Raw genomic sequence first — 12656 nt, forward strand, 5'->3', positions numbered from 1 at the left:
TGCCCGGATACCGCCTGTGCCCCACCCTACACGCCCATGTTTTGTCACGTTCAGCCTTCCGCAAAACCCCAAACAAGCCCCCAAAATTCCCGCTTGTAGCGGCCACACGAAATGCAAATTTCACCGGTAGTCTATACATTACCAATGCATTCAAAATGTAATAAATTGAAACTCGAATAAAGCCATGCACGCCCACCAAACCACGCTGGAACGCTTCTACACCGCCTTCGCCCAACTCGATGCAGACACCATGGCGGCCTGCTATGCGCCGCAGGCGCAGTTCGAGGATGCGGTGTTTTCCTTGCGGGGCCAGCGGGAGGTTGGCGGCATGTGGCGCATGCTGTGTGCGGCCACCCGCACCCAGGGCCGGGACGTGTGGAAACTGGAGTTCAGTGGCCTGCAGGCCGATGCAACCACCGGCCAGGCCCACTGGGAGGCGCACTACCGGTTCAGCGCGACCGGACGGCTGGTGCACAACCGGATCGACAGCAGTTTCAGCTTCAACCCGCAAGGGCTGATCGTGAACCAGGTGGACCGGTTTGATTTTTGGGCTTGGTCGCGCCAGGCACTGGGCACGCCGGGGCTGCTGCTGGGCTGGACGCCGTTTCTGCGTACCCAGGTGCGCCGAAAGGCCGCCGCCAATTTGCAGAAATTTTTGGCGAAGCCGTGAGCCTCAACCTTCAAAAAATACCATAGAGGCTCACGGCGTTTGCAGACCCTGTCTCAGGTCATGCCGTGGCACTTTTTGTACTTTTTGCCGCTGCCGCAAGGGCATGGGTCGTTGCGGCCCGGCGTGGCTTCGACGCGCACGGTTTCCACCCGCGGGCCGATGCTGCGCCACAGCGCGCGCAGGTCGTACACCGCCCACAGGGCTTCGCCGAAGGCTTCCATGCGGGCCATGGACATGCTGGGGGGCGGTTCTTCACCGCCTTCTTCGTCGGGGCCATAGGCGGAGACTTCGGCCGGGCCGGTGTCGTCTTCGGTGAGTGCCACGATGGCCTCCAGGCCGGCATCCAGCGCCTTCACGGCTTCTTTGTCCTTGGCCGGAGCCACCCACTCTTCGGGCCAGGATTCGACCGCAAACATGAAGCCCAGGGCCCACACCTGGCCGAAGGCGGGCAGCGGACCGTCCTCTTCCTCTTCGCCCTGCAGGGCTTCGGCACGTTCTTCGGGGCTGAGCGACAGCATCATGCCGCGCACGTCCAACACCTCGGGGGAGTAGGCTTTCTCGTCCGACAGGTTGCGCACATCCTCGGCATCCAGCGCCGCGGTCACCTCGTCCCAACGGCGATTCCATAACGCCATGAAGGCTTCTTTTTGGGCTTCGTCGGCAAAACTGCCTTCGCCGTCTTCGCCGATGTCGAGCAGCACCGACAGATATTCCTCGGGGGCGATGGGCTTGCGGCCACAGATGACGGCGGCCATGAAGCCTTCGCAAAACTCCCACTGCGGGGTTTCGTCATAGCGCTCGCGCAGATCTTCCAGGATCAGGTCCAGGGCATCAAAGTCTTCGGGTTGCAAGGGGGAAAGGGGAGTCGAGGTCATGAAGATCACCGGTGGCAAAGCCCCAGTTTAGCCAGTAGCATCGCGCCCAGGAGAAATGTCTATGTTGGAATACTTGAATACGGTCTACCCCATCCGCTATACCGCCATGGGGCTGTGTGTGATGGGCCTGCTGCTGAGCCTGTTCAGCCTGGTGGCCTTGCACACCGGACTGTTGCCGCTGCTGGTGTTTGGCGGCCTGGTGGGGCTGGGAATTTTTGACCTGCGGCAGACCAAAAAGTCGGTGCTGCGCAACTACCCGGTGATCGGCCACATGCGCTACATGCTGGAGTACGTGCGCCCGGAAATCCGCCAGTACTTCATCGAGGCCGACAACGATGCCAACCCCTTCTCGCGCGCCCAGCGCTCGCTGGTGTACCAGCGCGCCAAGAGCGACATCGACAAGCGCCCGTTTGGCACCCAGCTGGATGTGCTGGCCGAGGGCTACGAGTGGATCAACCACTCGGTGGCCCCCACCGTCACGCCGTCGCACGACTTTCGCACCACCATCGGGCTGGACAGCCGCACCGGGCTGCAGGCCAGCAGCTCCAGTTGCACCCAGCCCTACAGCGCCAGCGTGTTCAGCATCTCGGCCATGAGCTTTGGCGCGCTGTCGGCCAATGCCATCCTGGCGCTGAACCAGGGGGCCAAGCAGGGCCACTTTGCGCACGACACGGGCGAGGGCTCCATCTCGGTGCACCACAAAACCCACGGCGGCGACCTGGTGTGGGAAATCGGCTCGGGCTACTTTGGCTGCCGCAACGACGACGGCAGCTTCAACCCCGAACGCTTTGCCGCCAACGCCGCCAATCCGCAGGTCAAGATGATCGAGCTCAAGCTCAGCCAGGGAGCCAAACCTGGCCACGGCGGCGTGCTGCCCGGCCCCAAGGTCAGTGCCGAGATCGCCGAAGCCCGCGGCGTACCCGAGGGGGTGGACTGCGTCTCGCCCTCGTCCCACAGCGCGTTTAGTACGCCCGTCGAGATGATGCTGTTCATCGCCCGGCTGCGCGAGCTGTCGGGCGGCAAGCCCACCGGCTTCAAGCTGTGCATCGGCCACCCCTGGGAATGGTTCGCCATGGTCAAGGCCATGCAGACCACCGGCATCACGCCCGACTTCATCGTGGTGGACGGGGCCGAGGGCGGCACCGGCGCGGCTCCGCTGGAATTTACCGACCACGTGGGCGCGCCACTGCAAGAGGGCCTGCAACTGGTGCACAACACCCTGCGCGGCGTGGGCCTGCGCAGCCGCATCCGGTTGGGCTGCGCGGGCAAGGTGGTCAGCGCCTTCGACATCGCACGGATGATGGCGCTGGGGGCCGACTGGTGCAATTCGGCCCGCGGCTTCATGTTTGCGCTGGGCTGCCTGCAGGCCCAGGCCTGCCACACCGGCCACTGCCCCACGGGCGTGACCACCCAGGACCCGGTGCGCCAGCAGGCGCTGATCGTGCCTGACAAGGCGGTGCGGGTGTTCAACTTCCACCAGAACACGCTCAAGGCCCTGAAAGAGATGGTGCAGGCCGCCGGGCTGATGCACCCGGGCGACATCACCGCCCACCACATCGTGCGGCGGGTCAATGAAACCGGGGTCAAGCTGCTGGTCAGCATCATGCCGCCGCTGCCGCTGGATGCCCTGCTCGACCGGGACATCAGCGCCCTGCCCAACGTCTACAAGTTCTACTGGCCGCGCGCCAGCGCCGACAGCTTTACGCTACAAATTGAATAGCTGCTTGCGCTGATGTACCCAGCGCTAGCAGCCTTTTTTTCATGGAAAGCACAGCTTTGTCCTTGCTCAGCAGCAGCGCCTGGTGGGCCACGGCCAGGTCGATAAAGCACTGGTCGTCGGGGTCTTTGCAGATGGCTGTAACGCGCGGGGCCACCTCCACCAGGGTGGCGTAGCGGTCGAACCGGGCCAGCACGTCGGCCTTGCTGAGTTGGTAGTAGGCCAGCTTGGGTACGATGTGTGCGTAGTCCAGCACCCGCTCCAGCTCGTTGCGCATGTGCTGTGTGGCCAGCCAGCGCAGTTGGCCACTGGCCAGGGCGGGCTGCAAGGGCTTGGAGGCCTTGTCGTCAAAGATGAACACGTCCAGCACGATGTTGGTGTCGATCACCACCGTGTGCGGGCCCGCGCCCAGCTCCAGCGGCTTATTTGGCATCGGTGTCGGCACCGCGCCGCGCCGACCCGGCCACCATGTCGAAGCGGAACAAACGGCATTCGATGGGGCCGTTCCACATCGGCACGCGGCGCGATTCCTTCAGGCGCATCTTGCTGGGCAGCTTCAGGTCGGGCGTGAGGATCCAGCCGGTCCAGCCCGCGTAGTTGCGCTTCCAGTGGGTGGCCAGTTGGGGAAAGAAGTCGCTGCCACCGTCGTCGGTCTGCGCGGCTTCGCGGCGACCGGCCACACCGGCCACCTCGATCCGTTCGCCGTAGGGCGGGTTCAGCAGCATCACGCCCGAGGGCGCGGGCGGCATGCGCTGCAAGGCATCGCCACCGCGGAACTCGACCACGCCCGTGACCCCGGCGCGCTCGGCATTGCGGGTGGCGAAATCGACCATCCGGAAAGCCACATCGCTGCCAAAAATGGGGGCCTGCGGCTCGTGCTCGGCCTCGGCGGCCTGGTCCTGGATGGCCGACCACACATGGGGCTGGAACGGCAGCAGCTTCTCGAAGCCAAAGCGGCGCAGGCTGCCCGGGGCGATGTTGCAGGCAATCTGCGCAGCCTCGATGGCGATGGTGCCGCTGCCGCAGCAGGGGTCGTAGAAGGGCGTGGTGCCGTCCCAGCCGCTGGCGGCAATCATGGCGGCGGCCAGGGTTTCCTTCAGCGGAGCATCGCCCTTGTCTTCACGCCAGCCGCGCTTGAACAGCGCGTCACCCGACGTGTCGATGTAGATGGTGGCGTGCTCGGTGGTCAGGTGCAGGTAGATGCGCGCGTCGGGCCACTGCACGTTCACATCGGGGCGCACGCCAGTCTTGAAGCGGAAACGGTCGGCCACCGCGTCTTTCACCTTCAGGGCGGCGAAGTTCAGCGAGGTCAGCGGGCTGTGTTGCGCGGTGACTTCGATCTTGAAGCTCTGCTTGGGCGTAAACCAGATCTCCCAGGCCACGTTGCTCGCGGCCTCGTACAGGTCTTGCTCGTTGCGGTAGGGCGTGCTGGACAGCTCGATCAGCACCCGCTGCGCCAGGCGGCTGTGCAAATTGAGCCGCATCGCATCGCGCCACGACGAGCGCACCAGCACCCCGCCCCGGTGCGAGCGCAAATCCTCGCCCTGCAGCCCGGTAATCGCGTGCACCTCTTCGGCCAGCAGCTCTTCCACGCCAGCGGCGCAGGGTAAAAATAATTGGAGTTGGTTCATGGAGTCGGTGCCAAAGTGGGGCGCGGAGCGGGTCCGCTGGGAGGCGTGGAGTATCCCATAGGGGCATCTTGGCCTGCCAGTCCCCCGGGCAGGACCCGCACACGCAGGGACTGGTCAGGAGTCCGCTACAGCGCCTTGCGCAGATTCGTCGGCGCGATCCGCAAGGCTTCGCGGTACTTGGCTACCGTGCGGCGGGCGCATTCGATGCCCTGCTCTTTCAGCATATCCGACAGTTGGCTGTCGCTGAGCGGCTTTTTCAGGTCTTCGGAGGCAACGAACTGCTTGATGAGCGCGCGCACCGCCGTGCTGGAGGCATTGCCGCCCGTCTCGGTGCCCAGGGATGAGCCGAAGAAGTATTTCAGCTCGAAGGTGCCGTAGGGCGTAGCCATGTACTTGGCCGTGGTGACGCGGCTGATGGTGGACTCGTGCAGGCCCAGTTCGTCGGCAATCTCGCGCAGCACCAAGGGGCGCATGGCCAGCGCGCCGTGGCTGAAGAAGCTTTTTTGCCGCTCCACGATGGCGTTACTGACCCGCAAGATGGTGTCGAAGCGCTGCTGGATGTTCTTGATGAACCAACGGGCTTCCTGCAAGCGCTGCTGCAGGGCGGCGTTGTTCGAAGAGTCCTTGCCGCCACCCTTGTGCTGGCGCAGGGCGTTGGCGTAGATGTCGTGCACGCGCAGGCGCGGCATGACCTCGGGGTTCAGCACCACCCGGAACTTGGCGTTGGCACCCCGCCCCACTTTGGCCACGATCACGTCGGGCACCACGATGTTGCGCTCCACATCCACAAAGCGGCGGCCAGGCTTGGGCTCCAGCCGGGCGATCAGCGCAATGGCCAGTTTGATGTCGGCATCGGTGGCGTGGCAGAGCTGGGCCAGGCGCTTCACGTCGCGCCGGGCCAGCAGGTCCATGGGCTGGCGGCAGATGCGCAGTGCGATCTTGCGCACCGGGTCGTTGCCCATGGTGGATTGCAACGCCTTGAGCTGCAACACCAGGCATTCGCCCAGATGGGTCGCACCCACGCCAGCGGGCTCCAGGCTTTGCAGCAGGCCCAAGGCGACGGTGAAGCGGTGCACCAGCTCTTCCTGGGCCTCCAGGTCGTCGCCCGCCAGGCCCTGGGCCAGGCTGGCCAGGTCGTCTTCGAGGTAGCCGTCGTCGTTCAGGGACTCGATCAGGAAGCGCAGCGCCGCCTGGTCTACCTCACCCAGGCGCAGCGCCAGTGCCTGGCGGTGCAAAAAGCTGGTCAGCGATTCCTGGTTGCGGGCCAGCTCGGTGGCATCGGCCTCGCCGTCTTCGCCCAGGTTGTTCTGGCGGGCGGGTGCGTCGCCGCCCCACTCGCTGTCGTCGGGCTTCATCTCGGAGGTGCCGTCGCCATCCCAGCTGGTGTCGTCCCCACCGGTCAGCGGCGACTCTGAGTCATTTGAGCCCTCGGTGCTGGTCTCGCTTGTGTATTCAGCTACAGAAGTAGGAGCAGATTCGGTTTCGCGGTCGCCTGCGCTCACGGGCGTGTCGGCCTGGGCCAGGCCAAACTCTTCGCGGGGTGCGTCGTCCAGGTTGCGTTCCAGAAACGGGTTGTCGTCCAGCATCTGGTCCACTTCCTGGCTCAGCTCCAGGGTGGAGAGCTGCAACAGGCGGATGGACTGCTGCAACTGGGGCGTGAGCGCCAGGTGCTGGGAAACGCGTAGGGAAAGGCCTTGCTTCATCGTGCAATCACATGCGGAAGTGCTCGCCGAGGTAGACCCGACGCACATCGGCGTTGTCCACGATCTCGGACGGCGTACCTTCGGCCAGCACATGGCCGTCGCTGATGATGTAGGCGTGGTCGCAAATACCCAGGGTCTCGCGCACGTTGTGGTCGGTGATCAGCACGCCGATGCCGCGCGACTTCAAGAAGCCGATGATGCGCTGGATCTCGATCACCGCAATCGGGTCGATACCGGCAAACGGCTCGTCGAGCAGGATGAAACGCGGCTGGGTGGCCAAGGCGCGGGCGATCTCCACCCGGCGGCGCTCGCCACCCGACAGGGCCAGGGCGCTGGACTGGCGCAGGTGTTCCACCCGCAGGTCTTCGAGCAAGGCGGTCAGGCGCTGTTCGATCGCCTCCTTGGTCAGCGATTTACCGTCCTCGCCATGCTGCAACTCCAGCACGGCACGCACGTTTTCTTCCACCGTGAGCTTGCGAAAAATCGAGGCCTCTTGCGGCAAATAGCTCAGGCCGAGGCGCGACCGACGGTGGATTGGCATGTGCTCGACCGGCTGGCCGTCGATGGAGATACTGCCGCCATCGGCCCGTACCAGGCCCACGATCATGTAGAACGAGGTGGTCTTGCCCGCGCCATTGGGGCCGAGCAGGCCCACCACTTCGCCTTTTTTGACCGCCAGGGTCACGTCCTTCACGACCTTGCGGCTGCCATAGGCCTTTTGCAAATGGCGGGCCTCCAGGCGACTGTCTACAACCTCTGCCACGGCCTTCACTTTTGCGCGCCCTCCAACGTGGTGCTGGGTCGCAGCGCGGGGCTGGCGGAGCCCGCTGGCGCAGAGGCCACCGGGGCCACCACCTTGGGAGTCAACATGGCGCGGACCCGACCGTTCTGGCCACCGGGGTTGTTCGCGGGCGTGCCGTTGTCCACCGTGAAGACATCGGTGGTGTTGTCGTAGACGATGACACCACCGGTCACTTCGTCATTGACCTTGCTGCCCAGCAGGCGGCGCATCACGGCGCGCTTGATGAAACGCACGTTGTCGAGCTTGCTGCTGTATTCGATGGTTTCGCCTTCGCCCTCGATGTATTCGTCGACGCCGTCGCGCTTTTGCTTGAAGTAGGCCAGCTTGCCGGGCTCGGCGGTGACCACGCCAAACTGGTTGCCCTCGGCGTCCTGGCGCACATCTACACGGGCTCCACGGATGACGATAGTCCCCTTGGTCATGACCACGCGCCCCGTAAACACGTTGGTTTGCTTCAGGTCGTCGTAGCGCATGGCATCGGACTCGACGTTCATGGGCTTGAGGCGGTCGGCTTTTTCAGCCCAGGCAGCGCTGCCCGCACAAGTGCACAGCAACAAGAGTAGGAAGGTGTGGTAGGCGTTTTTCATAGAGGCACGAATCTTGCAGATGATTGTACCGGTCGATTCGGGTAGCCCAGAAAAAAGCCCGCAAAAGCGGGCTCATAGGTGCGGTACGCGGGCGACCGGTCAGGTTTTTTGCTGCGACACCAGGTAATCCACCACCGTCAGGCCACGCTCCATCGACTGGGCTTGCGTGCCGTCGGTGTAGAAGCGTCCGGCCACACCCATGGCGGGCACACCGGCGACTTTGTAGGCCTCTTGCAGTTGCGCGGCCTTGCGCACCTTGGTGGCCACCGAGAACGAGTTGTAGGTTTCCACAAACTTGGCTTTGTCCAGGCCCTGCTTGGCGGCCCATTCGATCACCAGGTTGTCCTTGTCCAGCTTTTGGCGCTCGACATGGATGGCGTTGAACACCTTTTCGTGCACCGCCTCCAACTGGCCCATGGCCTCCAGCGTGTAGTACAGCTTCTGCGGCGGCACGAAACTGTCCTGGAACACCACCGGCACGCGGCGGAAAGCCACATTCTTGGGCAGCTTCTTGAGCCAGGCGGTCAGCGCGGGCTCAAAGGCAAAGCAATGCGGGCAGGCGTACCAGAAGAACTCGATCACCTCGACCTTGCCCGCCGGGGCTTCGGTGGGCACGGGTTTGTCCAGCACCAGGTAATCGGTGCCAGCCACAGGCGGCTTGCCCTGCGCGTGGGCGCTACCGACAGGGGACAGAACCAGGGCCGAGCCCGCCAGAACGCTGGCAGAGGTCAGGGAAAACTCACGACGTTTCATTGCTAATCACTCCTTGTGGGGGTCAGACGGGGCTGGGTTGAAAAAGTTCAGCCCGGATGCCCACGGTAAATACAACGCCGGACTACCGCTGTACGCGGACCAGGGTGGTGTCGCCACCGGCACTTTCCAGCTTGTCTTTGGCGCGCTCGGCATCTTCGCGCTTGGCAAAGGGGCCCATGCGCACGCGGTAGACGGTGCGGCCTGACTGCTCGCGCTCGGTAACCTTGGCTTCCATGCCCATCATGGCCAGCTTGGCGCGCTGGGCTTCGGCGTCTTCGGTGGTGCGGAAAGCCCCAGCCTGCACGAAATACTCGAACGGCTCGGCGGTCGGGGCCAGGGCGGGTGCGGCGGTGCTCGGTGCCGCCTTGGCTTTGGCCTTGGCCAGATCGCCCAGCGGGTCGGCGCTGGTGGCCGGCGCACTGGTGGCGGGTTTGGGCTCGGGCTTGGCCACCGGCTTGGCCGCCACCGACGCCGCCGGGGCCGCTGGCACCACGGCGGGCGGCGGCACGGCCACGGTAGGCTCGGGAGCCGGTTCAGGCGACGCCGCCGGCGCCACCGGACGCACCGGGTTTTTGCCGTGCAGCGGGGTGTTGGGGTCCCAGTCCTTGTTCTTCTGGGTTTCGGCGGCGTCGTGGTCGGCACCGCTGATCTGGGTCTTGCCGCTCATGAACGGAATCGGCACCTTGGTGACGTACACCGCCACCGCCAGCGCCGATCCCAAGCCCACCACCACCCCGACGATGAAGCCGATGATGGTGCCGCCGCTTTGCTTTTGCTTTTTCATACGTGCTGTCACTTACATTTTCTCCGGGGCACTCACACCGAGTACCGCCAAACCATTGTGCAGTACCTGGGCGCAGGCAGCGACCAGGGCCAGACGGGCCAATTTGAGCGGCTCGTCGTCCACCAGCACGCGCTCTGCGTCGTAGTAGCTGTGCAGATTGGCGGCCAGTTCGCGCAGGTAGAAGGTCACGTCGTGCGGGGCAAAGCCCTCGGTGGCGTTGGTCAGCATCTCGGGATACTTGGCCAGTTGCAGCATCAGGGTCTGGGCCTGGGGCACCAGCAGGCTGGACAGGTCCACGCCCTGCAAGCTGGCCACATCGCCCGCCCAGTCGCGCAGCATCTTGCAGATGCGGGCATGGGCGTACTGCACGTAGTAGACCGGGTTGTCGTTGTTTTGCGAGCGGGCCAGGTCGATGTCGAAGGTGTATTCGGTATCGGGCTTGCGGCTGAGCAGGAAGAAACGCACCGCGTCCTTGCTGGTCCAGTCGATCACGTCGCGCAAGGTGACGTAGCTGCCGGCGCGCTTGGAGATCTTGACCTCTTCGCCGCCGCGCACCACCCGCACCATGGTGTGCAGCACGTAGTCGGGATAGCCCAGCGGGATGCCCACGTTGGCCGCCTGCAACCCGGCGCGCACCCGGGCGATGGTGCCGTGGTGGTCGGTGCCCTGGATGTTGACCACCTTGGTGAAGCCGCGCTGCCATTTGGCGATGTGGTAGGCCACATCGGGCACAAAATAGGTGTAGCTGCCGTCGGTCTTGCGCATGACGCGGTTCTTGTCGTCGCCGTAGTCGGTGGACTGCAGCCACAGCGCGCCGTCTTGCTCGTAGGTCTTGCCTGCGTCTTGCAGCAGCTGCACCGTGGCATCCACCTTGCCGCTGGTGTACAGGCTGGATTCGAGGTAGAAGTTATCGAACTTCACCTGGAAGGCCTGCAAATCCAGGTCCTGCTCGCGGCGCAGATAGGCCACGGCAAAGGCGCGGATCGAGTCCAGGTCGTCGATATTGCCGGAGGCGGTGACTTCGCGGTCGTCGGCCTTGACGGTCTTGCCCGCCAGAAAGTCGGTGGCAATGTCGCCGATGTAGTCGCCGTTGTAAGCGGCTTCGGGCCATTCGGCATCGCCGGGTTTGAAGCCCTTGGCGCGCATCTGCGTGCTGGTGGCCAGGGTGCCGATCTGCACGCCCGCATCGTTGTAATAGAACTCGCGGTACACGTCCCAGCCCTGGGTGGCGTAGAGGTTGCAGATCGCGTCGCCTAAAGCGGCCTGGCGGCCATGGCCTACGTGCAGCGGGCCGGTGGGGTTGGCCGAGACAAATTCCACCAGGATGTGCTGGCCGTTGGCGGGCTGCACGCCAAAGCGGGCCCCGGCGGCCAGTACCTCGCGCACGATTTCCTGCTTGGCGGCGGGTTTCAGTTTGATGTTGATGAAGCCCGGCCCGGCGATGTCGATGGCCTCGACCCACTTGGCGAACGCAGGCTGCTCCAGCAGGGCCGCGCGCAGGTTTTCACCCAGTTGGCGCGGATTCAGCTTGAGCGGCTTGGCCAGTTGCATGGCGGCGGTGCAGGCGAAATCGCCGTGGGCCGCGACCTTGGGGGACTCGAACGCGGCTTTGGCACCGGCGCCGGGGGCAATTTTTTCCAGCCCGACGGCCAGCGCCGCGAGCAATTCATGTTTGACTGAGAGCATGCGGCGATTTTACGGGGGCCGTCATCCGACTTGCAGGATGCGCCGTTATAGGGTGCAATCGTCTGGTGCAGCATGGCGTTGTACACAGGATTACTTCCATTTCCCCCACTTTTGGAGCTTGCATGAAACAACTCTTCCCCCTGATCGCCGCCCTGGGCATGGCCTTTTCGCTGGGCGTGGCCCACGCCGAAGACAAGCCCAAAACCGCCCAGCAGACCAAAATGACCACCTGCAATGCCGATGCCAAGACCAAGGCGCTCAAGGGCGATGAGCGCAAAGCTTTCATGAAAACCTGCCTGAGCGCCAAGGCCGAAGCCCCCGCCGCCGATGACGGCAAAACGGCCCAGCAAAGCAAGATGGTGACCTGCAACAAGGACGCGACCGGCAAAAAGGGCGACGAGCGCAAGAAGTTCATGAGCGAGTGCTTAAAGGGCTAACCCCCTCCCCGCTTCTAGAAGAACCCGGTCAGCCGGGTTTTTTTACGTCCGCCCCGGTCCAGAACCCCGGCTGCCCGTAGTGCAGCTTCAAAAAATCAATCCACAGCCGCACCCGCAGCGGCAGGTGCTTGCGCTGGGCAAACACCGCGTAGATGCCGTTGGGCGGCGCGGCGAAAGCGTCCAGCACCGACACCAGCTGGCCGCTGGCGATCTCGGACTCCACCTCCCAGGTGCTGCGCCAGGCAATGCCGTAGCCCGCCAGGCACCAGTCGTGCAGTACCTGGCCGTCCGAGCAGTTCAGCGGACCGCTGGGCTTGGCGTAGAACACCTCGGCACGGTCGGTGCCCGGCACGGTAAACGCCCAGCCCCGGGTTTGCGAAGCCTCGCTGGACAAAGCCAGGCAGTCGAACTTGGCCAAATCAGCGGGCTGCTGCGGTGTGCCATGGCGCTTCAAAAACGCCGGGGTGGCCACGCACAGTCGGCGATTGTCGGCCAGGCGCACGCTGACCAGGCTGGAGTCGGGCAAATCCCCCACGCGCACCGCGCAGTCAAAGCCCTCGCCGCCCAGGTCCACCACCCGGTCGCTCAGGTTCAGGGTCACGCTGACGTCCGGGTGCTGCTCGCGGAACCAGGGCACCAGCGGGGCCACGTGGCGGCGGCCAAAGCCGGCGGGCGCAGTGACGCGCAGGTGGCCGCTGGCCTGCATGCCACCCGCCGACACGCTGGCCTCGGCATTCGCCAGGTCGGCCAGCACGCGCTGGCAGTCTTCCAGGAACGCGCTGCCCTCGTGGGTGAGGCTGATGCGCCGGGTGGTGCGCAGCAGCAGTTTCACGCCCAGGCGCTCCTCCAGCGCGTCCAGCCGCCGCCCGATGATGGCCGGGGCCACGCCCTCGGCCTGGGCTGCAGCGGTCAGGCTGCCGCGCGCCACCACGGCGACGAACGATTCCAGGGTTTTCAGGCGGTCCATGGCGATTTATAAAAAATAGGGCCCTAGCGCTTATTGCATGGGCG

Annotated in this window: 13 protein-coding genes; 3 read left to right on the forward strand and 10 right to left on the reverse strand. The window is 64.6% G+C overall.

Annotated elements, in window-relative coordinates; translation table 11 throughout:
* The first annotated feature begins 184 nt into the window (after positions 1-184).
* Entirely contained in the window at positions 185-670 is a 486-nt protein-coding gene (locus AB3G31_RS20100) for a nuclear transport factor 2 family protein (RefSeq protein ID WP_367847814.1), read from the forward strand.
* Positions 671-723: 53 nt separating this feature from the next.
* Here the strand turns inward: AB3G31_RS20100 and AB3G31_RS20105 are convergent, their stop codons facing one another.
* The gene (locus AB3G31_RS20105; protein ID WP_367847815.1) at positions 724-1545 is read right to left on the reverse strand and encodes a UPF0149 family protein; all 822 of its coding nucleotides are present in this window, start codon (positions 1543-1545) and stop codon (positions 724-726) included.
* Between the two features lie 61 nt (positions 1546-1606).
* Between AB3G31_RS20105 and AB3G31_RS20110 the strand changes: the two genes are divergently transcribed.
* Entirely contained in the window at positions 1607-3265 is a 1659-nt protein-coding gene (locus AB3G31_RS20110) for an FMN-binding glutamate synthase family protein (protein ID WP_367847816.1), read from the forward strand.
* Here the strand turns inward: AB3G31_RS20110 and AB3G31_RS20115 are convergent.
* The 8 genes from AB3G31_RS20115 to argS form a co-directional block, all read right to left on the reverse strand.
* Complete coding sequence (locus tag AB3G31_RS20115) at positions 3246-3695, reverse strand: putative toxin-antitoxin system toxin component, PIN family (protein WP_367847817.1); 450 nt, start codon at positions 3693-3695, stop codon at positions 3246-3248. The genes AB3G31_RS20110 and AB3G31_RS20115 overlap by 20 nt on opposite strands.
* Complete coding sequence (locus tag AB3G31_RS20120; RefSeq protein ID WP_367847818.1) at positions 3685-4893, reverse strand: class I SAM-dependent RNA methyltransferase; 1209 nt, start codon at positions 4891-4893, stop codon at positions 3685-3687. Before AB3G31_RS20120 ends, AB3G31_RS20115 begins: the two co-directional genes overlap by 11 nt.
* 125 nt (positions 4894-5018) lie before the next feature.
* Positions 5019-6596, reverse strand: coding sequence for an RNA polymerase factor sigma-54 (locus AB3G31_RS20125; RefSeq protein WP_367847819.1), 1578 nt, complete (start codon positions 6594-6596; stop codon positions 5019-5021).
* A gap of 7 nt (positions 6597-6603) precedes the next feature.
* Positions 6604-7359 (reverse strand): LPS export ABC transporter ATP-binding protein, encoded by a 756-nt coding sequence (lptB, locus tag AB3G31_RS20130; RefSeq protein WP_367847820.1) that lies wholly within the window; start codon positions 7357-7359, stop codon positions 6604-6606.
* Between the two features lie 5 nt (positions 7360-7364).
* Positions 7365-7985 carry a lipopolysaccharide transport periplasmic protein LptA gene (gene lptA, locus AB3G31_RS20135; protein ID WP_367847821.1) on the reverse strand — a complete coding sequence of 207 codons (621 nt, stop codon included), beginning with the start codon at positions 7983-7985 and terminating at the stop codon, positions 7365-7367.
* A 99-nt stretch (positions 7986-8084) separates the two neighbouring features.
* Positions 8085-8738, reverse strand: a complete 654-nt coding sequence (locus AB3G31_RS20140) for a thiol:disulfide interchange protein DsbA/DsbL (RefSeq protein WP_367847822.1) — start codon at positions 8736-8738, stop codon at positions 8085-8087.
* Positions 8739-8820: 82 nt separating this feature from the next.
* Positions 8821-9522, reverse strand: coding sequence for an SPOR domain-containing protein (locus AB3G31_RS20145; RefSeq protein ID WP_367847823.1), 702 nt, complete (start codon positions 9520-9522; stop codon positions 8821-8823).
* A gap of 12 nt (positions 9523-9534) precedes the next feature.
* Entirely contained in the window at positions 9535-11208 is a 1674-nt protein-coding gene (gene argS, locus AB3G31_RS20150; RefSeq protein ID WP_367847824.1) for an arginine--tRNA ligase, read from the reverse strand.
* Between the two features lie 122 nt (positions 11209-11330).
* Here argS and AB3G31_RS20155 point away from each other — a divergent pair, with 122 nt between their 5' ends.
* Entirely contained in the window at positions 11331-11645 is a 315-nt protein-coding gene (locus AB3G31_RS20155) for a PsiF family protein (RefSeq protein WP_367847825.1), read from the forward strand.
* A 28-nt stretch (positions 11646-11673) separates the two neighbouring features.
* Here AB3G31_RS20155 and AB3G31_RS20160 read toward each other — a convergent pair whose 3' ends face one another.
* Positions 11674-12612: a LysR family transcriptional regulator gene (locus AB3G31_RS20160; RefSeq protein ID WP_367847826.1), complete on the reverse strand. Its 939-nt coding sequence runs from the start codon at positions 12610-12612 to the stop codon at positions 11674-11676.
* Between the last annotated feature and the right edge of the window lie 44 nt (positions 12613-12656).

The organism is Rhodoferax sp. WC2427, assembly GCF_040822085.1.
Lineage (GTDB): Bacteria > Pseudomonadota > Gammaproteobacteria > Burkholderiales > Burkholderiaceae_C > Rhodoferax_B.

Excerpts from the sequence above, each read along its gene's own strand:
- AB3G31_RS20100 (WP_367847814.1), top strand. The coding sequence starts at position 185 with ATGCACGCCCACCAAACCACGCTGGAACGCTTCTACACCGCCTTCGCC.
- AB3G31_RS20105 (WP_367847815.1), bottom strand. The coding sequence starts at position 1,545 with ATGACCTCGACTCCCCTTTCCCCCTTGCAACCCGAAGACTTTGATGCC.
- AB3G31_RS20110 (WP_367847816.1), top strand. The coding sequence starts at position 1,607 with ATGTTGGAATACTTGAATACGGTCTACCCCATCCGCTATACCGCCATG.
- AB3G31_RS20115 (WP_367847817.1), bottom strand. The coding sequence starts at position 3,695 with ATGCCAAATAAGCCGCTGGAGCTGGGCGCGGGCCCGCACACGGTGGTG.
- AB3G31_RS20120 (WP_367847818.1), bottom strand. The coding sequence starts at position 4,893 with ATGAACCAACTCCAATTATTTTTACCCTGCGCCGCTGGCGTGGAAGAG.
- AB3G31_RS20125 (WP_367847819.1), bottom strand. The coding sequence starts at position 6,596 with ATGAAGCAAGGCCTTTCCCTACGCGTTTCCCAGCACCTGGCGCTCACG.
- lptA (WP_367847821.1), bottom strand. The coding sequence starts at position 7,985 with ATGAAAAACGCCTACCACACCTTCCTACTCTTGTTGCTGTGCACTTGT.
- AB3G31_RS20140 (WP_367847822.1), bottom strand. The coding sequence starts at position 8,738 with ATGAAACGTCGTGAGTTTTCCCTGACCTCTGCCAGCGTTCTGGCGGGC.
- AB3G31_RS20145 (WP_367847823.1), bottom strand. The coding sequence starts at position 9,522 with ATGAAAAAGCAAAAGCAAAGCGGCGGCACCATCATCGGCTTCATCGTC.
- argS (WP_367847824.1), bottom strand. The coding sequence starts at position 11,208 with ATGCTCTCAGTCAAACATGAATTGCTCGCGGCGCTGGCCGTCGGGCTG.
- AB3G31_RS20155 (WP_367847825.1), top strand. The coding sequence starts at position 11,331 with ATGAAACAACTCTTCCCCCTGATCGCCGCCCTGGGCATGGCCTTTTCG.
- AB3G31_RS20160 (WP_367847826.1), bottom strand. The coding sequence starts at position 12,612 with ATGGACCGCCTGAAAACCCTGGAATCGTTCGTCGCCGTGGTGGCGCGC.